The organism is Thalassotalea sediminis, assembly GCF_030295915.1.
GTDB lineage: Bacteria > Pseudomonadota > Gammaproteobacteria > Enterobacterales > Alteromonadaceae > Thalassotalea_C > Thalassotalea_C sediminis.
Genome location: NZ_AP027361.1, coordinates 596217 through 618864, shown reverse-complemented (window position 1 = coordinate 618864; position 22648 = coordinate 596217). Strand labels below are relative to the sequence as shown.

The following is a 22648-nucleotide window of genomic DNA, read 5'->3' as shown; positions in this document are numbered from 1 at the left end:
TAAATCCATCATAATGAAAAACCGTCAATAAATAAATCTATCGCATCAAATTCGTTAAAAAGTTGAAATAAAGTGACTTTCTACTTAATCTGCGTCTATCTCAATCTAACAATGCAGCTCATGTCTCGTTATAGCAAAACCGCCCTTCTATTGCTTTTTAGTTATTTTGCTTTAGGCATGACGCTGATCATGGAAACGTCTGGCGGGGTTGGATTAGCGTACTCTTTTAATGTGTTAGCATGGCTATGTATGTGCCTTATTGTGGCACTCGCTTTGTACAAAATTGCCTGTGATAAACACATAGTGCTATCTCCCTTTGAATATTGTTTGCTTGCGGCGTTGATTTGCTTACTCATTCCCTTTTTTTATGGCGCAGAATTTAGCGAACACGCTATTCCACGTTATCTAGGTGCTTGTATTGCCGTTGCATTTATCATTGCTCTGCAGCAACTCGATTTCTTAGAAAAGAAACCAGGGTTATTATTAGGCCTTGCTTTATTTGCCATTTGTATTCAAGTCGCTGTAGGTTTGTTTCAATTATCATTAACAGAGTACTTCGCACCGTTAGATTTTGATCCATCACGCCATCGCGTGTTTGGGTTGTTTTATCAACCGAACGTGATGGCAAGCTTTATCGCCACTGGGTTAGCTATTTGTTGTTATCTCTTAGCGATAAAGCAACAATTAGCAAAGAAATGGCTATTATCATTATTGCTCCTTATCGCTGCCTTTACGATTTTATTAACCGATTTATTATCACTAACGGGCAAGTACGGGGCTGTTGCCGCGCTTATTTTTATTACGCCTTTATTCGTAAAGAGTTCTATTAAGCGTAGCTTGATTTGTTATCTTGTTATCATTATTTCTGTGTTTACCACACTTTATGTAAACAAATTAAATGAAGAACCAAGCTATATCAAAGATGAACAACGTAGTGTTAATGTCAGAAAAACAATTTACAGTGTAAGTACAAAACTATGGCTTTCAGCACCATTAACAGGCGTTGGTTATGGTAGTTTTGAGCGCCGTTATCTTGATTTTCATAACCAATTAAAAAGGCAACAACCTGACTTAGCTGATCCGTTAATAAATCTCAATCATCCTCACAATGAAACACTGTTGTGGACGATAGAAGGTGGAGTGATTCCGTTCCTCGGGTTTTTGATATTGATAGCAGGATTTATATTTTGTTTTATCCGCAGTAAAGATAAATACCATGCGCTAGCGTGTTTTGGCTTACTCGCTCCGATCGCACTGCATACACAGACAGAAATGCCTTTTTATAGTTCTGTGCCGCATTTGTTGATTTTTGCACTGTTGCTATCTTATTTTTCAAGAACAATAAGCAATGCCAATAAATATGTTATTCACAACATTAGGTGGTTTAATTCGGCTAAATTAATGGCGATACTTGTGGCTTGCATTAGCACACCTTTTTTGTTGACCACCTTACACACCAACTACATTGTCACTCAGTATGAAAAATCAGATGAGCAAACACTTGATAAACTAACAACAATTATCAACCCGCTACCTTGGCGAAGTAAGATTGAAGCACATGTGTTTCATAACGTGCTGTTTTCGGGGATGAAAAATAAAAATACTGAAAAAGTAAAAGCCTTTGCGCAATGGGCAGAGCAACGAATAAAACATGCGCCGCGAAAAACGATTTATCGGCATTTGCTACTTTGTTATCAAGTTTTAGGTGATAACACTAATTATCAACGTATATTGCAGCAAGCCAAATTGACGTATCCGTTAGTGTCACAATGGACCATTACAGGCAAGGAAAAAGCTGCAATCAGTGAACAATAAAACTATCTGCAATAAAAAAACCGAGCCACATGGCTCGGTTTATTTATTTCTATTACGTTTAAGTTAACACTTATCTAGATCAACTGCGGTAATCTCAGGACGTGAAGTAGCATCACCAGGCTGTGTATAAGTAACACGACAATTGGCTTGGTCATTTGAATCTAAATGAAAAAATGCTCCGCCGCTAAAACTAACAGCATCATCGACATCTACTAGCTTAATGATTTCAGCTGTCTCCGGCCAACCGAATTCTAGGTCTACGGTTGAGCCCGCTACAGTAATTGAATCACCTTTAGAGATGGCTCCTTCAACTAATGCCTTAGCGTGAACCAAATCAGCGGCTGAATTAACTGAGCCTTGCACACCTTGCATCACTGACGCTTTTGCATCGCCCGTTAAATCAATAAACTTAGGCGCAGCTGTCGCCGCTAAAATACCTAAAATAACAATTACCACCACTAATTCAATTAAAGTGAAACCTTTAGCACTTGATAGCTTTTTCATAGTAAATCCCCGAACGATTATTAATTATTTATTGTTATTGCAACCGCACTGTTTGCAGGTTGATACGTAAAGTAGTTCGCAACTGTATTGACATTAGTTACATCGTAATCACCATTACTGTCTTTCGCAATGGTTTCTTTCAAATAATAAAAACAAGTACTTGCAGCACCAGTGCCTGTTTCAGCAACATAATATTGCATACTACTATCGTTAGATAATACTGTTGCGTCGTCTGTTACTTTTGGTGGCTGCTGTAAAATACTGTTCCAAACGTCTACACAGTTTGCGGCATCAAAGCCACCGCCTAAGGTAGCACCATCGTTTTCAACTGCTGTTGAAGCAACCACGTAACCAGGGCGAATACCAGCAGCTTCTGTGGTAAGTAGCACTTCTGTACCATCATAACTAACCACGTTTCGACCCCCTGTATCTTTCTCGCGACCTTCAGCTTCCCATTGAGCACGTGCAAGTGAAATACCCGTAGCAAAGCCACCTGCCATACCTTCTATATTAGCTTCCTTTGCTCTATCAGTAAGATCTAAGAACTTAGGAATTGCCGTGACAGCCAAAAAGCCCAAAATAACAACAACAATAACAAGTTCAATCAACGTGAAACCTGACTGCTTTTTCATGATAAAACAACCTCAATTAAGATCTAATAGTTTAATTCTAACCACTTTTTTGCAAATTAGTCACTCTTTTGATTCATACACATGCGTATTTCGAACCAATAGTGCTATTTTGCAATGCTAATGTTACTTACCATACCTGTTTGCAAAGCATAATCAAAGTATTCACCACTTGCTAACTGGAATCTACATCTCCGTTGTGACGTGGGTGACGTTTGCATTAACTCCAATACCGCAACAGGATTATTCATAAACGTTAGCTCAGTTTTCATTACCGCTCGCCATACTTTAATGCAGTTGCCTTGCGCCCCTTGAAAGTCTACCCAACCTTTATCGTTAACGGCTATTTTCAAACCTTCCTTTTTAACGTTTACTATCTGCGGCTGGTTTTCCATAAACCACTGCGCTCTAATAGCGGTAACTCGCGAAGCAAATGTTGACGCAGCGGCGGTAAAATTCGCTTTGGTAAAATTATCTTCCTGCTTAAAAAAATAGTAGATAAACACCGACATTAAACAAGCGACAAGCGTGATAATAACGATATTTTCACTAAGCGACTTTTCGCGACTATTTACTTGCTCTTGCCGTGTCATATTTATCCTTTAAATGCAGACATCATATCCCACATTGGCGTAAATATACCGAGTGCTAAAATCAACACCATCGCCGCCACAATGGCAATAAGGATCGGCTCAATCTTCGCGGTAAGTGTACTTAGCTCATAATCTACTTCACGCTCATAATAATCTGCAACTTCTTGCAATAACTCATCAACGCGTCCTGTTTCTTCACCAACGGCAACCATTTGCAACACTAATGGGGTAAATAAATCACTGGCAATTGCTGAGCGTAAAAGACTTTCACCGCTTTCAATGGCTGTGCGCATAGACACAATTTTTTTGGCCATATAATTATTATCGACCGCTTCGGATACTAAGGTTAACCCCGTGGTCATGGGTACACCAGCTTTAAGTACAATCGCGAAACTATGTGAAAACCTCGCTAATATCGACCGTTCTATAATTGAACCTACAATAGGCAGCCGCGTTTTAATTCTATCCCAACGATATTTGCCCGCTGGCGTGTTGAGGTACCCTCGAATGCCGAAAAATGCAACGATACTACTAACCAACATATGCGGCCAATACGTTAAGAAAAACTCAGAACTGCTGATCAACGCCCGTGTCGCCCAAGGCAACTCAGCACCTAGCTTTGAAAACATATCAGCAAAGGTTGGTATAACAAATATATTTAATACAACCACGGCAATCACAATCGCGATAATAACGAAAGACGGGTAACGTAACGCCGTTTTAATACGCTTGCGTGTTTCTTGTTCACGTTCAAAATAGCTGGCAAGTTTTGCAAATGCTTGCTCAAGTTGACCGGTATTTTCGCCAACATGCACAAGTGAGACAAATAACGGTGTAAATATTTTAGGATGATGGTTTAAGGCCGAAGATAAGGTATAACCACCTTCTAATTGACTCGCTATTTCGCTTAATGCAGCTTTCAGTTTTACATTATTCGTTGAGTCAGACATACCATTAATAGCGCGTAATATTGGCACGCCTGATCTAACCAATGCATACATTTGTCGACAGAAAACGATAAGATCATCTAACGAAACTAATGACCCACCAAATAGCGCTGATAAGTCTATTTGCCCACTAGTATTGCCATCAGATTTCTTTTTACTTGGTTCAATGGCAATAGGAATAATTTGCTGACGATTAAGTTGCTCGGCAACTGCGGCAGCATTCGACGCTTCGATTGAGCCTTTTACCTGCCCACCTTGACTATTTCTGCCAGTATAATCAAACGTTGCCATATGCTATTACTCGCTCACGTCAATCATTTCAACAAGGCGTAACACTTCTTCTATCGACGTTATACCTTGTGCCGCATAGTTAAATGCCGCCATAGCTAATGGTGTAAAGTGCGGATGTGCTTTTGCTTGTTCGGTAAATGATTCTGCATCATCTCGTTTTAACGCCGCCATCATTGGCTCGTTCATTTCTAATAACTCAAAGACACCAATTCGACCTTTATAACCAGTATATTGACAGGTTTGACAGCCTTTACCATGTCTAAACGCAGCGTTTAATGCTTTATCACCGGCTAAATGCGACAGCCACATTTTTTCTTGGCTAGTTGGCTCGTAAGTACTTGCACAGCTATCACAAACTCTTCGAACTAAGCGCTGGGCAATAATCGCGCGAAGTGAACTACCAACTAAAAAGCCCGCTGCCCCCATGTCAATCAAACGTAGTGCACTGGTGATTGCGTCATTTGTATGTAATGTTGATAACACTAAGTGACCCGTTAATGCGCCTCTTAAGCCAATTTCTACTGTTTCATGATCACGCATCTCACCGACCATAATAATGTCTGGATCTTGTCGCAAAGCCGTACGTAAGACACTGGAAAAACTCAAATCTATTTTACTATTGACTTGTACCTGATTAATACGTGGTAAGCGGTATTCTACGGGGTCTTCAACGGTTATGATTTTTTTAGTCGACTGATTGAGTTCGCTGAGTGCACCATACAGTGTTGTTGTTTTACCACTACCTGTAGGTCCTGTTACTAATACCATCCCGTGGGGCCGTGTAATTTGATGGCGAACACGTGCAACCAGCTCAGGAGGCATCCCAGTTTCATCGAGCGATAATAAACCAGCTGACTGATCAAGCAAACGCATTACCACTGACTCACCATGTTGCACTGGCATGGTCGACATACGTACATCAATATTATGGCCTTTAATTTTAAGGTTAAAGCGACCATCTTGTGGTAATCGCTTCTCAGAAATGTCGAGACCAGCCATGAGCTTTAACCGCAGTACCATCGCTGAGGCAATTTTGTTTTCTTTTAAAACATTTTCTTGTAGCACGCCATCTATACGTTGACGTATGCGCAATAACTTTTCATCCGGCTCAATATGAATATCAGATGCGCGCATTTGTACTGCGTCTTCAAAAACTGACTGTAACAACTTGCCAACAGTAGCATCACCACCTTCATCAATGAAAGACGTGGTTAAATCAAACTCTGATGATTGCTCATATTCTTCTTCTAACTGACTTGCAAAAGACTCAATATCAGCTGTGCGTCGATAAAGGCCATCGAATGCTTCATAAAGTTGAGATTCCATGACAACGGCAAGTTTAACTTTTCTAGGCGAAAGCATATCTTCGAGTTGATCTAAGCCACTAAGGTCGGCGGGATCACTCATACCAATTAACACAGCATCGCCCTGGTCTTCTATAATCAACGCGCGTAATCGTCTGGCGTGTACTTCAGGTAACAATTTGGCAACGTCGGTTGGAATACGACGTTGACTAATATCTAAAAATGGCACATCAAGTTGTTGTGCAAGGAACTCTAATAGCTGTCGCTCACCTAAATAGCCAAGTTCGATTAAAGTATCCCCTAGTTTTCGACCTGTTGATTTTTGACTATTTAGCGCCTGCATCAATTGCTCATTAGTGATGATATGTTCATGCACTAACAAATCGCCAAGGCGCATTTTTAGTTTTGGTGCCGCCATTCTATTATTCTCCTAATTCAGACAGTCGTTGGCGAATAAATTGCCGTGTACTTTCTGAAATATCATCTGTTGCACTTGCTTTAAGGTATGCTTGCTTTGCATGTGAAAACTCGCCATCACGATCTAATGCAACGGCATAGCCAAGCCACCATTTCCCCTGCGTTGGTTGTAACTGAGTTAAACGTTCATATGCCGTTGACGCTTGTTTATTTTCTCCAGCTTGTTGTGCAATAGTCGCGAGAAAAGATTGAAATGCAACATCATCTGTATGCGCCACAGGCATTAAGCTAGCCAACGCTTTTTTATGCAAGCCTTCTTTTAAGTATATACGCGCCTGCATCATGCGAAACTCAAGATAATTTGGGGCTAATGCGATACCTTGTGATAATAGATTTAATGCCGCTCGCATGTCTTGTCGACCAAACCATAACGCAGCAAGTTGCTTTCTGCTGGAATGATGTTCTGGTTGAATCAGCAAAATTTCTTCCAGTAAGCTTTCTGCCCGTTTCATATTATTAAGCTCTATAGCTTGCTGCGCAGCTTTAGATTTTTGTCGCACTAACGCTTCTGCCGTCAATTGTTTTCTCGCGATTGTTAAGACGGGCTTTTTCTCAGTTGAAGCCTTATTAACCTGACTTGCTTCAGTTTTGCTTTCTAACGGTGGTTCATTATCATTTACCACATTTTTCGCATTGCGTGCTTCGCTGTTTGATTGATTATTCTGAACAATATCAACCGTGAATGTGTCGTTAACATCTGCCGTTATTGTTGATGTATTTTTTGCCGCTACAGGGGCATTCGCATTTTGATTTACCTGCGCTACTTGAGTATCGGCTTCAACAGCATTTTCTTGGTTTGAACTCACCTTATGCGCGATTTTTGGCTCATCGCCACTTTCGCTTACAGGCATTACATTATCAGCTGAAACTTTTTGATGAACAAACGATTGCTCTTTTAGTAGTTGATTTTCTTGATATAGCCACCAAATAAGACCACCGGCTATGTTAACCAGCAGCAAAATACCTAGAATAAGTAACCAAGGTTTGGTTGATGTACTTTGAATTACAACTGGTTGATGCGTATTAGTATTAGCTTGTTCATCCTGATTTCGTTGTTCAAGGTCTTTTAACATTTGGTTTATAACGCTCATCGTGTTCCTCCAAGGAAATACAAGCTGAGCAACACCAAACTCAACAAGGCGCCTGCCGTTATCCACTTTCGGCGATTATCAAGCATTTCACCCGTTGATTCTGTGTCTTGTACCGCGAGGGTTAAATGCTTTTTGGTTAAGCGGTAACTCCCTTGCCCATAACTTAGCATGAGCATTTTATGACATAAAATATTCACTAGCCGAGGAATACCATGCGATACCCTGGCGATACGTGCGCAGAGTTTTTCATCAAACAATTGCGCACCTTTATATCCTGCAACCTGTAAACGGTGTTCAATGTACTTTGCAACTTCTTGTTCTGTCATGGCACGCAAATGATACGAAAACGTTATTCGTTGCTTTAATTGTCTAAAGGTATCTTCATTTAAGCGTTGATCTAATTCTGGTTGGGCGAATAACACCACTTGTAATAATTTACGTGTCTCAGTTTCCAAGTTAGTAAACAACCTTAATGCTTCTAAACTTTCAGCAGGTAAGGCTTGCGCTTCATCCAATATCAATACAACAGAGTGTCCTTGACTATGCAAGGTCAGTAAACGCTCTTGAATACGTTGCGTTAATAGTTGTACAGACATGCGCTGTGCTTGTTTAACACCTAACTCAACCGCGACCGCGCGCCTTAATTCATCTGGTTGTAGGTATGGATTTGGGATATAGGCTGTTATGAAATGCTCTGGAATTTCATTTAGTAACTTCCGACATAGCAAGGTTTTACCTGTGCCAACTTCACCAATAACCTTAATAAAGCCTTCACCCGTTTTTAACGCCGTTAGCAATACTTCAAACGCTTCAAAGTGTGGCGCCATTCCCAAATAAAAATTTGTATTCGGGGTCAACGTAAAGGGTAATTCACGCAACCCGAAATGATAAAGATACATAATAGTGCCTTAGGCGCTTATTGTTCATCTTCTTCTGGAAACCATTGCTTTAACAGCTGACGCGCATCTTCCAATTGGCTTTTCCATGTATCACGCCCTGTTACAATGGGCTTAAGCATCAATACTAATTCTTTTTTCTGTGTGCTCTGGCTTTTACTTTTAAACAGTTCACCCATCAATGGAATATCACCTAATAATGGCGTTTTTGACTCCATATCTACTTTGGTCGTTTCGATAAGACCACCAATGACCACTATTTCACCTGACTTAGCGCGTACAACAGTGTCTGATTCTCTGACACTACTTTGCGCCAAAGGTAAGACATAATCTTGACCATCTAAGCGTATGGTTTTTGTTTTTTCTTGTACTGTCGTTACTGACGGGTGTACGTGCAATATGACTTCACCGTTGGCGTCAATTTGTGGGGTAACATCTAACGCAATACCTGAGAAAAAGGGCGTAAGCTCAATTTCAGGTGTTGTTGTTGTCGCTGTACCTGTTGTGGTGGTTGAAGAAACTTCGGTGACAAAAAATTCATCTTCTCCAACTTTTATCACCGCCTTTTGGTTATTTGTCGCAGTAATACGAGGACTGGAAAGCACCTGCACATTGCCTTGGGTTGACAATAATTGTAACACTCCTGAAAAGTCAGTATTCTTAACGAAACTCAGGCCGGTTGCGCCACCTATGGTATTGGAAATTACATTACCTTCAATCGTGCCATTAGTGGCAAAATTAAACTCTGTACTCCCAATACTCCCTAATAGCTCTCCCCATCTAACGCCCTGCTGATAATCATCATTTAACGTGACTTCAAGAATTTTCGCTTCGATAATCACTTGTCGACGCAAAAGTTCCTGAGATCCAGTCAGGAAGTTTTTAATCGCTTTAATATCTTTTGGAAATGCGCGCACAGTCACTAGGCCAGACTGCGGTGATACAACAACAGAACGATCTGCACTTTCACTCGCACCAATGAGATCTTCTAAATTTTCTTCAAGTTCTTTCCAAAAATCGGATCTATTTTCAGTATAAACATTGGTACCATTAATGTTCATTTGTGAAGATTGATTATTCTGACCATTATTACCATTTTGGCTATTTTGGTTATTGTTATACGAATTCCGATTATTATTGTTACCGCTATTCTGCCCGCCATTATTACCGTCTGCATTGCCAACACCACCTGAATTAACACTCATTGTTGAATAACCACCGCGAGTGATAAACAAATAATCTAATGGGATGGTTTCTGTGCGGATACCAGCAGGATAAACTTGAATAACTTGCCCTGATTGACTAATTTCATAACCATAAAGCTGTTCTACGACGTCAAGCGCTTCGGTTAAGGTTACGTCTTTCAGGTTTAAGGTAATATTACCGGAAACCTCTGGGTGTACTGCAACGCTATAATTTGAGTCTTCAACTAATGCAGCAAAAAAAGCTTTTGCGTCTACATCACTCGCGCCGATATCTAATCGTTTTTCAGACAGCAAGCCTTGCCTTGCGTGTTCCATATTTTTTTGCATTAAATCTTGCTGCACAGCAGAAGGGAGTTTAGCAAGTGGTTTTGGTGCCGTACTTTGCTCTGATGAAGCGATAGCCTTGTCTAATTCATCAGTAATATGTTTAGGCTTTGAAGGCACAGATTGACAACTAGCTAACACAATAGCCATTGTAACTATTAACATATTTTTTCTAGGCTGAGTCATATCTACTTATCTTTTTTCTTTGAATTATCGACAACAGACGAGAATAATGACAACTTAATTTTCTTCTCATCAGACGAGAGTATCACATACTGTGACGTCACCTTTTGCAAATGATATTGGTTAAATGTATCACCTTGTTTTAACAACTTACCATTGATCACAACATTTAATTGTTCTCCAGAATGAACAATGCTTTGTAATACAGGAAAAACGTTAACACCTGTTTGTAGACCGCTCGCTTGCTTCAACAGCGGTTTTGTTGGGTCAGTTGTTTGTGCTACTGAAATAAATGACACTAACAACAAGCTTAATAATGTTTTATACACCTAAAAACTCCTTATTAGTGCTCAAGCTATACATGGTAATCGTTAATTCACCTGTCGGATAGGCCATTAACTGATAATCAAACGATTGCCAAAAGAACTTCCACTTCATTTTTTCTAACGCTTCTAAATAATCTTTCAACGCGAAAAAGTTACCTGTTAATGTCAATTTAACGCCATGTTTAAACAAGGATATTGATTGTGTTGTTTGTTTTTTTTCTGTTGAATTCTCACCTGGTTCAGGCAATTTCATTTCTTGTGCACCCAATATCTCAAATGATGCTAATGAGACATTTTTTTGTGATGACAACAGTGAAATTAACGCATGACGCATCTGAATAGGATTAATTAAATCAGATGCTAGTAAACTCAACTTTTCATCGACTTCATTCATTTGCTGTTGATACTGCTCAAGTTGCAGCTGCACAGCTTTATTTGGATTTTTCGCTAACGCATCTGTCAAAATATTAACCGTAGTCTGTGTTGACGCAATGTTACCGACATTTTCTCGTTGCTGTTTTTCCAACTTGTCAATGTGAACAAGACTGTCATCAATAAACAAACTGAAAATTACAAAGGTAATTGCAACCAACCCAGTAAGGATGATCAAGTATTGCTCTCGTGGTGTTATATACAGAAACTTTTCAGCATAAGTTTGCCAACGTGCCATCATCTTATCGCTCCCTGCTATCATCTTTATATGAGCTGACAGCAAATTCTGTTAGTTTATTTGCATTCTCTTTAAGCTCAAAATGACTAAAAGTAAGCCCAGATAAGAACGTTGACTGCTCAAAAGCCGTCAACCAAGAAGGTACACTTTCTGGTGTATTAGCTACACCATCGAATCGCACGTAATCGCCACTAATAACGATACGATTTAAGCTAATGTCACGATGATGATATTGCGAAAGTTCGTGCATTGCAGCTGAAAATCCAGCGGCGTAGGTGGTGGTTTTATCGGTTAACTGCTGATGTAACAACCGCTTATTTTCTAAAAGATATTTTATTGTTTCCAATTGCTCAACAAGACGCTTATCAGGTTTATTATCTGCTACGCGCTTTTCTAAACGAGCTTGCTCATTCTGCAAAGTGTTTTTTGTTAGGTTTGACTGAGCAACATCGGCTTTTAATACTGAAAGTTGATAGTCTGTCCAAAATAACCAGGCTAACATTGCAACTAAGGTTATCGCCCATAATGATACAACTTTCCCTAGAGTCCACGTTGGTTGCTCTGGTATCAATTCAGGTTGTAATAGGTTTATTGTATGTTTAGCCATGCACGACCTCATTTTCATTAAGGCTGTGTATTGCACCTAAACTCGCCGCAAACGTTCTATATTCTTCAAAGGGTTCGGGCATGGAAAATAAGTTTACCGCTACATTAGCATTCTCAGCTAAGCATCTCGCCAAATAAGCTTCATTGGCAATAGGAACGAGTACCTCAATACTCTTAATAGGTGCTTGCTTCATTTGGCGTTCAAAGTAATCCATCGAGCGTTGAATTTCCAAACTTAATGAATCAATAGTACCAAAGTTTAATTCTTGCTCTGACTTGTCACCGATATTTGCCATACCACGCAAGCGACGTTGAAAATATAACTTACCTTGTTTCACAATAAGCAACAACATGTCTTCATTAGGCTGTTGACAGAGTAAAATTTTTGCATCGTCAATATTGGGCATCAGTGCTGCAAAAGCAAATTCTTCAATGGTAATCGACGTGGGCTCAAGTTGTTGTTCGCGCAAGACTTCAAGCCATGTACTCAACGAATCTTTAGCAGCACATACCACGTGAATTTTTTCTACGCCGCTGGCCAACGTTGGTGCGTCGAAATAATCAAGTACCATATTTTCTGGCGCAATAGTAACAAGGTCTTTTATCTGCCATTTTAAGGCGCTATGAATTTCTTCGTCGGGCAATGATGGCTTATCAACTTGCACTATTTGATTATGCTTAGATGATAAAACTAAATGACATTGTCCACTATAGTCAGATTGTTGCTGAATGGCTTTAAATGCAGTCGAAAAGTCGCCACCGGCACTATTGAAAAGCTTACAACTTACTTGCCGTCCTTCACCAATAGTACTGAGGTGAAAAGACTCTTGTTGTAAACTAAGCCCAATAAGATTCGATGCTTTTCGAGGCTTAAACGCTTGTTGGATCCGTGACGCTAATGACATTTATCTGATATTATTATGCTTTATATGAATCGTCATAATTTTATTATCACTTATTCAACTCTAACCGCAAGCTTTTTAGGTAAAAACCCGTTATTAATCGTAAGGTTTCAAGATTTTTAATAGAAATAAAGACACTATAGCATTGAAATACAGGAATCGCTCTCTCATATGCTCGACATCACGCCAATACATTCACCGGTACAAAGACTCAAGCATCCTCTGTTTGCCCAATATAACCTCCATGTAAGCGTTAAGCGCGATGATCTGATCCATCCAATCATTTCAGGTAACAAATGGCGAAAACTAAAATACAACTTACAGTTTGCAAAAACAGCTGGTTACAAAGGCGTGATTAGTTTTGGCGGCGCTTACTCAAACCATATTCATGCGCTTGCCTATGCCTGCTTTCAACAACAACTACCATCCATAGCTTTCATTCGAGGAGAGTCACACTACGCTGCGAATGCGACCTTAAAACAAGCAATTAGTTGGGGAATGAAATGTAAGTTTCTCGATAGAGAGAGCTATAAAAAAAGATCCGACAATACTTTTATTGACCATATTCAGCAACAGTACCCAGAGTATTTTATTATTCCTGAAGGGGGAACTAATTTCCACGCGTTAAAAGGTGTTCAAGAACTTTGTCATGAACTAAATAGTCAAGTTGAATTTGATACAATAATTACCCCTGTTGGCAGTGCTGGTACCATTTCAGGCCTCATTACTGGAGATATGCAACAACATCAAATACTGGGTATTGCGGTATTAAAACAAGCGGGTTATTTACGAGATGATATAAAGTCATTACTGTTAGAGCATAATTGTAACGCAAAAAATTGGCAGCTCCTGACAGCATATCATGGAGGTGGTTACGCCAAATTTGATAACGACTTACTTGCTCAAATGCGTGATTTTAGCCAAGTGACTCAACTACCAATCGAGCCAATTTATTCGGGAAAAATGATCGTCGCCTTACTGGCGCTCATCAAACAAGGTTTTTTTCCTGTAGGGCATAGAATAGTGGTCTTACATACCGGTGGGTTGCAAGGCCTATACGGTTTAATAGAACGTAAAAAAATTAAGGCTGATGAATGGCTTTTGCCACTTCAGTCATAGGCTCGGTGAAATAATGTCCTTGCCCTCCATTAACACCAAGCTTTTTCAACGTTCGCCACTCTTCTGAACTTTCAACACCAAACGCATATATTTCTACATGTTGATATTTACAAACATTGATTAAACTTTTTACAAATATTTGATTTTCAGAGCGTTGATGAATATGCATAACAACGCTGGAATGTAATTTGATCGCACTAATAGAACATTGCTTTAAATACTCTGTACTTTCTACATATTGACCAACTTTATCAATAATGATTCGCACGCCTATTTGTTGTAAACGCTTAAACACCAGTTTTAAGGCTGACAAGTGATTTACTAGCTGATATTCAGATAACTCGACAATAAGCTGTGAAACGATGTTTGGATAACTCATGAGCACAGCACTAAATCGTGTAAAAAAGTCTTTCGACAACAGACTTTCTAAGGATATATTCAAACTACAACTTTCTTTCAAGTAACTATCATAACTAAGGATTCTGCACACTTGTGCCAACACGAGGAAATCAATTTCTTTAATCACACCACTTTTAACGGCCATGGGGAGAAAAACACGCGCGTTAATCAATTGCCCATCATTATCACGTACCTTTGTGAGCACTTCGTGATGCAAAGACTGATCAGTCTTTGCCGACAGAACTGGTTGAAAAAAAAGTACGAATGCATTGCGGGCAATGGCTCTTTCTAAAAATGTTCGCCATTGTAAAGAGCCTTTCGCACTGACATGCTCTACTTCACCTGGTTCAAACATAAACCATTGTGTTGGTCCTTGTAATTGTGCTGAACGTAATGCCATGTCAGCTTCAGACTTAATTTGATAACTATTTTCTGCCTGAGAGAAATAACTCACACCAATATGTACAAACGCGTCTTTGTCTACACCGACAGGTAATATGGTATTAGACAACGTTTTAATAAGCCGACTTGCCAATTTTTCTGCTTCAGTAATATAAACACCTGGCACTATTAACGCCAATTCATAAGTGTCTCTTCGTGCTAAGTAACATCCAGGGAGCTTCGTCAATAATGCGTTAATGCTGGCAATAACTTGATTAAAAATCTGTTGAACAGCCGTTCTTCCATATAGTGTATAAATTATGTCCCCGTCATTAAAATGAATAAAATACACGGCACCTTGAATATCTTCTTCTTTCAAAAGTGCATCAAGACGGTGATCGAAAAACTCTCTATTACCAAGCCCTGTCTCTTCGTCCAACAGAACTTTAGTGCGTATTCCTTGATCAACAATTATATCGATATTGTCTACATCTCGCCCTTTTTCAATGAGTTGATTGACCATTTTTGCAATAATATCTTGCCCTTCTAGCATTTGATATTCATGGCATATATTTGCCAAATGAGCCCAGTTTTCAATCGCCAGTAGTCTGTTATTTTTTGTTTGAATAAAACAATAAAAACGCCAAGCAATGGCAAAAAGTACAATAGCTGCACCTGCACACATTATCGCAAAAATAAATTGATGATTTAAGGCTAGTACGAATGACACGCCCAGAGTCACACTGGCACTAATTAGCAATGTGCATAACAGTTTAAAAAGTGTTGATAATGAAAGCTTAACCATTTGCTTTGAACTATATTTAGAGCGATAAAACAAAGTGTAGCTAACTTTCAGCATTCATCACTTTTTGGCGAATAATAAGCATAAAAAAACGCTGAAACTTGCGTTACAGCGTTTTCATTCTAAAGCTTAGTTAATTATTACGCTTCAGCGATAACAACTACTTTAATGCTTGAGTCAACATCAGTGTGCAAGTGAATTGCGATATCAAATTCACCTGTTTCACGGATTGAACCGTGTGGTAAACGTACTTCAGCTTTTACAATTTCAACACCCGCTTCAGTGATCGCTTCAGCGATATCACGAGTACCAATTGAACCGAATAATTTACCTTCATCACCCGCTTTAGAAGCGATTGTTACTTCAGCAAGTTCTACTAATTTAGCAGCACGTGCTTCAGCAGCAGCTAAGTCATCCGCTAATTTCTTTTCTAAATCAGCACGACGAGCTTCAAAGTGCTCAACGTTTGCTTTAGATGCAAAAACAGCTTTACCTTGAGGTAATAAGAAGTTACGTGCATAACCAGACTTAACAGTTACCTTGTCACCAAGGCCGCCTAATTTGGCGATTTTATCAAGAAGAATTACTTCCATTTTCAAAACCCCTTATTAGGTTACTTGTGTAAATCAGTATACGGTAATAATGCTAAGTAACGAGCACGCTTGATCGCACGACCAAGTTGACGTTGATATTTAGCACTTGTACCAGTAATACGGCTAGGAACGATTTTACCACTTTCAGTGATATAGTTTTTTAACGTAGCGGTATCTTTATAATCGATTTCGCTAGCGCCTTCCGCTGAAAAGCGGCAGAACTTACGACGTCTAAAAAAACGAGACATGGATTTCTCCTAATTTATCATTTCTAATTGCAAGGCGTGGAGCACAAGAAGAGGGTTACCGTTTCTTGATTCATGACGGTTTAAAAAACCAGTCACTTTTACCACACTACCCGCAACAAATTCACGCGTTAATTGAGTCAGCTCACCTGTTACCACAACCTGTATTCGAACAAACGCTTGGCGATTTAAGCCCGCTTCCTGTTGAATTGATCGATGATCAATTGAAAACTGACAATGTTCTATACCCGCTGGGCTAGTTGAGTAGTTGGGTTTTTTTACCAACTCACCCACCATTACAAGGTGATTCTCAATCACAGATTACTTATTCTTCGCTTGCAGCTTCTTCAGTTTTTTCTTCAACTTTAGCAGCTGGCGCTTCTGTAACCTCTTTCTTCACTTCGCGACGGTCATCTTTAGCAACAGCCATTGGTGATGCTTCAGTTACCGCGCCTTTAGTGCGCATGATCATGTTACGAATAACAACGTCGTTATAACGGAAAGAAGTTTCTAGTTCGTCAATAACTGCTTGAGGCGCTTCTAAGTTAATTAAAACATAGTGTGCTTTATGCAATTTATTGATTGGGTATGCTAACTGACGACGACCCCAGTCTTCAAGACGGGTAATCTTACCTTCAGCGGCGTTGATCATGTCAGTGTAACGCTGGATCATACCAGGTACTTGTTCACTCTGATCAGGGTGAACCATAAATACGATTTCGTAATGACGCATTACGAGCTCCTTACGGTTGTAGCCTCTTAGCTGGCTCAGCCAAAGCACCAGTATTGAGGCAAGGAACAAAAATGTTCAGGCTGATTTAAGGTCGCGTATTGTAGGTAAAATAAACACTGAAGGCAAGTTTAAATACGTTTGTAACTGTATTTAATTAACTTGATGGTTTATTTGGATAGAAATTTAAGTAGATATTATCCAATCCCTGATGTTTTTTATCTGAAAAGGCAATATCCAGCCCCCATTTAGAGATTGAAAACTTTTGAATTTTTTCTATAAAGCAGCGGGGAGTCATTGCTTGTAAACATTGTTTAGCCACCTGTGTGAACAAAAACGCATTTAAATACCCTTCTAACTGGATCCGGTCAACATCGGTAATACCTAGCGCTCGCATGTCTTGCCTAAACTCACGACAATATTGCGCTTGGCATATTATCGGATCTGGCATCACTTCAGTAACAAGTACATTACTTGGGTAGGCTAGTAATGAAAATAAATCACTGCTTGAGATAAATGAAACCGTTGTAAAAAAAGGCGTAAAGTTTTGCTCAAATGCTTTATTTATCACATCTGCCATCGGTCGATATGTTCCGACAAAAGCAACCGCATCTACATTATGTTGTTTAAGTAGCATTAACGCGGTATCAATATCTTCTGTATTGCGCCGATATCTTGCTGTCACAGTAGGTGCCATTTTATATTCAGACAAAATATTCAAGTAACCTTTTTCAACCGCGTAACCAAAGTTGTCGGCTTGTATCAATAACCCTATTTTCTTTAGTCCTCGCTCTTTCACTAGGTAATCAATCTGTTGTTTAACCTCTTGATAATAACTTGCACGTAGATTAAAAATGTTCGAGGTTACGGGCTTTCGCAAAAAATTGGCCCCCGTAAAAGGTGTTAAGAACGGCAAACCACTTTGTTTAACTGTCTCTAACGCCGCGTATGATGTTGGCGTTCCAACATAATTAAAAAAAGCGAATACGTCGTTTTCAGCTAAAAACGCCTTAGTATTGCTAAGTGTTTTAAAGGGTTCATAGCTATCATCTTTTTTAATGACTTTTATACGAAATTCCGCTAACTCAGCGGTTTTCTTGACGCGACTAAAGTAGGCTTCAGCCCCTTGATTCAAACGCAAGCCCAATTGCGCCGCAGGCCCTTTAGTAGCATTTGAAACGGCAAGGGTAATGTCATGACTTTCATACGCTGTGGCGCAAGTTATGACACTAAAAATCAGTGAAATGATGTACAAGGTTACTTTAAAAATCGTTAATACACCTATAGTCAGTTTACTCTTTGTTGCGAAAAGTAAGTCTACCTCAATTCATTTATGTTTAACAATTGCACAAGTTATACCTATAAAAACAATATCAAGGCTACTATGTGCTGATGCGTTGACGTACGATCTCAAATAGGCAAATGCCCGTTGCGACCGACACGTTTAAACTTGACACATCACCCGCCATAGGTAATTTCACAAGTTGATCACAGTTTTCTTTAGTTAAACGTCTCATGCCTTTTCCTTCAGCGCCCATTACCAGTGCCATCGGGCCTTGCAAACTCACGTCATATAAACTGGTGTCTGTTTCTCCTGCAGTGCCAATGATCCAAATACCTTGTTCCTGTAGTTGTTTCATTGTACGTGCTAAGTTAGTGACTTGGATCAATGGCACCGTTTCAGCAGCGCCTACGGCCACTTTTCGCACAGTAGCACTTAGTCTCGCGGCATTGTCTTTAGGCACGATAATCGCTTGTACACCTGCTGCATCAGCATTTCGCAAACATGCACCAAGGTTATGCGGATCAGTTACACCATCTAATATTAATAAAAACGGAGGAGTATTTTGCTGTGATGCACGTAATAAAATATCGTCTAAATCATGTTCAGTAAGCAGCTTTTCAGGGGTAATTCTCGCTAACACTCCCTGGTGTTGCTCTCCTTTAGACTTATCATCTAATACCTTTCTTTGTACTACTTGGGTTGGAATTGCGTATTTTCTCGCTAAATTTACAATTGGCGCAAGGCGCTCATCTTCTCGCCCTTTTAATAAAAAAAGCTCTTTAAAACGCTCTGGTTGACGCTCAATCAATGCGCTTACAGCATGGATTCCAAATGCTATTTCTTCGTGTTTAGCCATGTTTACCCTTTAACCTTCCTTCTCGCATTCTTACCTGGACGAGACTTCTTATTTTTATGTGCTTTAGTTTTTTTGACATTGCCTTTTGGTTTTCGCTTACCACCACGCTCGCTTTTTTCTGCATTTTTCTGTAACTTCCGCTTCGGGCTACCTTTACCTGTCTTTTTATTTACTGGCTTTCTAGGCGTTTGGTGTAGCGTGTCTACTAGCACTAAATCAATTTTCTTTTCATCTAAATTAACCGCAGCGACCTGCACTTCTAGTTCGTCGCCAACATGAAAATTATTACCTGTTTTCTCTCCCGTTAAGCACATTCTGGCATCATCAAAATGGTAAAAATCATGTCCTAGGGAGGTAATATGCACTAGCCCCTCAATATGAAGTTTATGCAATCGAACAAATAAGCCAAAATTTGTCACGGTAGAAATCACCCCAGTAAAAGTATCTCCTACGTGATCTTGCATGAACTCACATTTCAACCAGTCAGCGACATCTCGCGTTGCATCATCGGCTCTACGCTCTGTCATAGAACAATGTTCACCTAATTCAGTTATCTGAGCTTCGGTATAAAGGTGGTGACCATCATTCGCATCCGAAGACGCTTGTTCTTGCAGAATTCCTTTAATAACGCGATGAATAATCAAATCAGGATAACGACGAATTGGCGAAGTAAAATGACTATAGGCTTCTAATGCTAAACCGAAATGACCGATATTATCATGCTGATAAACAGCTTGCCTCATTGAGCGCAAAAGCATGGTTTGAATAAGCTCTTGCTCTGGCCGTCCCTCGATTGATGCTAAAATAGCGCTATAATCAGAAGGTTCAGGCCCTTCTTCCATCGCGCCTTTTAATGACATGTTTATGCCGAGTTCGGCAAGATAGTTTACGAAGTGGACAAATTTTTCATCGTTAGGCTTATCATGGACACGATAAAGCCCATGTTTTTGATGTGATAGTACAAACGTTGCAGTAGCGACGTTCGCTAAAATCATACATTCTTCGATAATTTTATGTGCATCGTTTCTAACTAACGCTTCTATTGATTCAATTTTACGGCTTTCGTTAAACACAAAACGTGTTTCTTGTGTTTCAAATGCAATCGCACCTCGATTTTCACGAGCAATTTTTAGGGCTAAGTATAGTTGATTCAATGTTTCAAGTTCAGATACGCGATTTGCATATTCTGCTCGAAGTGTTGCATCTCCCTCTAAAATTGCCGCTACTTTCGTATAGGTAAAACGAGCATGAGACTTTATAACCGCAGGATAAAAATCACTCTCTAGCAATTGGCCTTGTTTATCTATGGTCATTTCACAAACCATCGCTAATCGATCAACATCTGGGTTTAATGAACATAAGCCATTGGAAAGTTTTTCGGGTAACATTGGGATAACTTGGCTAGGAAAGTAAACTGAATTTCCTCGCGAAATTGCTTCGTCGTCTAGTGGCGTACCTGGCCGCACATAATAACTTACATCAGCAATTGCCACCCATAATCGCCAACCACCTGACGGCTCTTGTTGGCAATATACCGCATCATCAAAATCACGCGCATCTTCACCATCAATGGTAACAAGAGGTAGATGTCGCAGATCTTTTCTAGACGCTTTAGCAGGCTCGTCAACTTCATCATTAATTTGACTAACTTGCTCTATAACACTTGCTGGCCATTCATAAGGTAGATCGTGTTCACGAAGCGCGATATCAATTTCCATACCCGGCGCCATATAATCGCCAAGCACCTCTATTATACGACCAACTGCATTATTACGCTTACTTGGACGCTGAATAAGCTCGACAACGACCATTTGACCATGTCTTGCACCGGCTCTTTCGTTAGGATCTATCAATATATCTTGTTTTATTTTCGAATCTTCTGGTACAACAAACAATATATTATGTTCAACAAAAAAGCGTCCAACAATGGCGTGTTTTCTTGGTTCAATGACATCAATAATTTTAACTTCTTGCCGACCTTTACGGTCGGTTCTATCAACGATAATCGCTTCAACAATATCGCCATGAATAACCCTTTGCATTTCGTGTGATGAAATAAACAAATCTTTTGAAGGTTTTTCTCCTGCCGGCACATCAGGCGTAAAAAAGCCATACCCATCTCTATGGCCGCAAACTTTTCCAGTAAGCAAGCTACTTTTGGGCGGAATCGCGTATTGCTTAAACTTGTTAAAGATAAGCTGTCCTTCTTTTTCCATCGCCCTTAAGCGACGTTTTAAACCCAGTAAATGCTCATCACGTTGATAATTCAACTTTTTACAAAGGGCTTTGAATGTTGGTGGGATATTGGCTTTTTCAATGACAGATAACAACTCTTCACGGCTTGCTACCGGAAAATCATAATGTTGTTGCTCTTTTTTGTGCGGTGAATCTTTAATAATACTTATTCTTCATTAGTGAACTGACACTTTTATTATATCTTATTTATCCAATAAGACGTCAATTTTTGTCCACTTTTTTCTTTACAACGGAGCCTTTGTTTACGCCACGTCATTCTATGCTACATCATTATTGATAACCTAATAACTTGGCGCTTAACGTAGACTAGTACTTACCTTGCTTTGCTCTGTCAACAATGCGTTCTGGCATTTTAGTGGCTAATTTGCTCAGTAAATTGGTGATCTTTTTATGAGTTTTTTTATCATCCGTTACGGAATGATGTAACTGCGCATACAACTCTGGAAAATCTAAAGGGCTACCTTGACCATTATTATATATTTCTGCAAGTCGAATTTGTGCTTTAAGGTTATGTAAACTTGCCGCTTCTTTGAGGTAAATAATTGCCTCTCTAATATCTGGCTGCATAAATTTTCCAATATGATAATAGCGACCTAATTGTTCAAGTGCTTCTGGCAAGCCTTGATCAGCTGCCTCTCTCATGTAGTGTAATCCCAAAGGAATATCCTTTTTCACACAAACACCATAAGCTAGCATATCCCCCCACAGAAATTGAAATGACGGTTTTGCTGCAATTGTGGCGCGTGCTTCTATATCTTGCACTAGTTGACATTCATCGAGCACCACTTGACTTAAATGCTTGTTTTCTTTAATTAAATCTAAAAGAATATCATCGGTATATACTTGAACTGCTTTTATCGTCGCAGCCTGAGAAGGCATCATTACCATGTAAAAAAATAAAATACTGAAAAATAAACGCAACATAATAACCCTACTATTTTCGGCCTTTACTCGCCATAACTCTATTATCGACCAAACGGCGAAAAGATGAAGTATTTCGCGCTAAAAACCCAATACTCCTAAGCATTCTCACACGATAGGTAATAAACTTTACAAAATAATTAGCAAGTTTAATACCAGTTATGAGAAATTATTTTGACGACAAATATGACATTTATTTGCACTTCAATATGGCTAAGGTGTCAAAATTTATGACAAATGCTATGCTTAATTTTCATGCTTCTCTATTAAAGTTTGGTTAACGTATCATGTAAATACA

23 protein-coding genes are annotated in these 22648 nt (G+C 39.5%); 2 read left to right on the top strand and 21 right to left on the bottom strand.

Going from position 1 to position 22648, the window contains the following annotated elements; all coding sequences use genetic code 11:
- Positions 1-189 precede the first annotated feature (189 nt).
- Complete coding sequence (locus QUE09_RS02835) at positions 190-1815, top strand: PglL family O-oligosaccharyltransferase (RefSeq protein WP_286234690.1); 1626 nt, start codon at positions 190-192, stop codon at positions 1813-1815.
- Positions 1816-1878: 63 nt separating this feature from the next.
- On the opposite strand, the gene QUE09_RS02830 is transcribed toward QUE09_RS02835, so the two are convergent.
- The 12 genes from QUE09_RS02830 to QUE09_RS02775 all read right to left on the bottom strand — a co-directional run bounded on the left by QUE09_RS02830 (position 1879) and on the right by QUE09_RS02775 (position 12766).
- Entirely contained in the window at positions 1879-2319 is a 441-nt protein-coding gene (locus QUE09_RS02830) for a type II secretion system protein (RefSeq protein ID WP_286234689.1), read from the bottom strand.
- Positions 2320-2339: 20 nt separating this feature from the next.
- Entirely contained in the window at positions 2340-2951 is a 612-nt protein-coding gene (locus QUE09_RS02825) for a type II secretion system protein (RefSeq protein WP_286234688.1), read from the bottom strand.
- A gap of 104 nt (positions 2952-3055) precedes the next feature.
- Positions 3056-3541: a hypothetical protein gene (locus QUE09_RS02820; protein ID WP_286234687.1), complete on the bottom strand. Its 486-nt coding sequence runs from the start codon at positions 3539-3541 to the stop codon at positions 3056-3058.
- Between the two features lie 2 nt (positions 3542-3543).
- The gene (locus tag QUE09_RS02815; RefSeq protein WP_286234686.1) at positions 3544-4779 is read right to left on the bottom strand and encodes a type II secretion system F family protein; all 1236 of its coding nucleotides are present in this window, start codon (positions 4777-4779) and stop codon (positions 3544-3546) included.
- A gap of 6 nt (positions 4780-4785) precedes the next feature.
- Positions 4786-6501, bottom strand: coding sequence for a GspE/PulE family protein (locus QUE09_RS02810; protein ID WP_286234685.1), 1716 nt, complete (start codon positions 6499-6501; stop codon positions 4786-4788).
- 4 nt (positions 6502-6505) lie between these two features.
- On the bottom strand, positions 6506-7651 hold the full coding sequence (locus tag QUE09_RS02805) for a tetratricopeptide repeat protein (RefSeq protein WP_286234684.1): 1146 nt from the start codon (positions 7649-7651) through the stop codon (positions 6506-6508).
- A complete protein-coding gene (locus QUE09_RS02800; RefSeq protein WP_286234683.1) occupies positions 7648-8550 on the bottom strand; it encodes an ExeA family protein in 903 nt (300 codons plus the stop codon). The genes QUE09_RS02805 and QUE09_RS02800 overlap by 4 nt, the downstream gene beginning before the upstream one ends.
- 17 nt (positions 8551-8567) lie before the next feature.
- Entirely contained in the window at positions 8568-10241 is a 1674-nt protein-coding gene (gene mshL, locus QUE09_RS02795) for a pilus (MSHA type) biogenesis protein MshL (protein WP_286234682.1), read from the bottom strand.
- A 23-nt stretch (positions 10242-10264) separates the two neighbouring features.
- Positions 10265-10588, bottom strand: coding sequence for a hypothetical protein (locus QUE09_RS02790; protein ID WP_286234681.1), 324 nt, complete (start codon positions 10586-10588; stop codon positions 10265-10267).
- Positions 10581-11258 (bottom strand): hypothetical protein, encoded by a 678-nt coding sequence (locus QUE09_RS02785; RefSeq protein WP_286234680.1) that lies wholly within the window; start codon positions 11256-11258, stop codon positions 10581-10583. The genes QUE09_RS02790 and QUE09_RS02785 overlap by 8 nt, the downstream gene beginning before the upstream one ends.
- 1 nt (position 11259) lies before the next feature.
- Positions 11260-11862, bottom strand: a complete 603-nt coding sequence (locus QUE09_RS02780; protein WP_286234679.1) for a PilN domain-containing protein — start codon at positions 11860-11862, stop codon at positions 11260-11262.
- Positions 11855-12766 (bottom strand): MSHA biogenesis protein MshI, encoded by a 912-nt coding sequence (locus QUE09_RS02775; protein WP_286234678.1) that lies wholly within the window; start codon positions 12764-12766, stop codon positions 11855-11857. Before QUE09_RS02775 ends, QUE09_RS02780 begins: the two co-directional genes overlap by 8 nt.
- A gap of 168 nt (positions 12767-12934) precedes the next feature.
- Here QUE09_RS02775 and QUE09_RS02770 point away from each other — a divergent pair, with 168 nt between their 5' ends.
- The gene (locus QUE09_RS02770) at positions 12935-13882 is read left to right on the top strand and encodes a 1-aminocyclopropane-1-carboxylate deaminase/D-cysteine desulfhydrase (protein WP_286234677.1); all 948 of its coding nucleotides are present in this window, start codon (positions 12935-12937) and stop codon (positions 13880-13882) included.
- Here QUE09_RS02770 and QUE09_RS02765 read toward each other — a convergent pair.
- The 9 genes from QUE09_RS02765 to QUE09_RS02725 all read right to left on the bottom strand — a co-directional run bounded on the left by QUE09_RS02765 (position 13845) and on the right by QUE09_RS02725 (position 22353).
- Positions 13845-15521 (bottom strand): EAL domain-containing protein, encoded by a 1677-nt coding sequence (locus QUE09_RS02765; protein ID WP_286234676.1) that lies wholly within the window; start codon positions 15519-15521, stop codon positions 13845-13847. The genes QUE09_RS02770 and QUE09_RS02765 overlap by 38 nt on opposite strands.
- 83 nt (positions 15522-15604) lie before the next feature.
- A complete protein-coding gene (gene rplI, locus QUE09_RS02760; RefSeq protein WP_286234675.1) occupies positions 15605-16057 on the bottom strand; it encodes a 50S ribosomal protein L9 in 453 nt (150 codons plus the stop codon).
- A gap of 20 nt (positions 16058-16077) precedes the next feature.
- Positions 16078-16305, bottom strand: a complete 228-nt coding sequence (gene rpsR, locus QUE09_RS02755; RefSeq protein WP_286234674.1) for a 30S ribosomal protein S18 — start codon at positions 16303-16305, stop codon at positions 16078-16080.
- A 9-nt stretch (positions 16306-16314) separates the two neighbouring features.
- Positions 16315-16599: a primosomal replication protein N gene (gene priB, locus QUE09_RS02750; protein WP_286235871.1), complete on the bottom strand. Its 285-nt coding sequence runs from the start codon at positions 16597-16599 to the stop codon at positions 16315-16317.
- Between the two features lie 28 nt (positions 16600-16627).
- Positions 16628-17035, bottom strand: a complete 408-nt coding sequence (gene rpsF, locus QUE09_RS02745; RefSeq protein WP_286234673.1) for a 30S ribosomal protein S6 — start codon at positions 17033-17035, stop codon at positions 16628-16630.
- A 154-nt stretch (positions 17036-17189) separates the two neighbouring features.
- The gene (locus QUE09_RS02740) at positions 17190-18287 is read right to left on the bottom strand and encodes an ABC transporter substrate-binding protein (protein WP_286234672.1); all 1098 of its coding nucleotides are present in this window, start codon (positions 18285-18287) and stop codon (positions 17190-17192) included.
- 127 nt (positions 18288-18414) lie between these two features.
- The gene (gene rlmB / locus QUE09_RS02735; RefSeq protein WP_286234670.1) at positions 18415-19173 is read right to left on the bottom strand and encodes a 23S rRNA (guanosine(2251)-2'-O)-methyltransferase RlmB; all 759 of its coding nucleotides are present in this window, start codon (positions 19171-19173) and stop codon (positions 18415-18417) included.
- A gap of 2 nt (positions 19174-19175) precedes the next feature.
- Complete coding sequence (rnr, locus tag QUE09_RS02730) at positions 19176-21569, bottom strand: ribonuclease R (RefSeq protein ID WP_286235870.1); 2394 nt, start codon at positions 21567-21569, stop codon at positions 19176-19178.
- A 166-nt stretch (positions 21570-21735) separates the two neighbouring features.
- The gene (locus QUE09_RS02725) at positions 21736-22353 is read right to left on the bottom strand and encodes a tetratricopeptide repeat protein (RefSeq protein ID WP_286234669.1); all 618 of its coding nucleotides are present in this window, start codon (positions 22351-22353) and stop codon (positions 21736-21738) included.
- Positions 22354-22648: the final 295 nt, after the last annotated feature.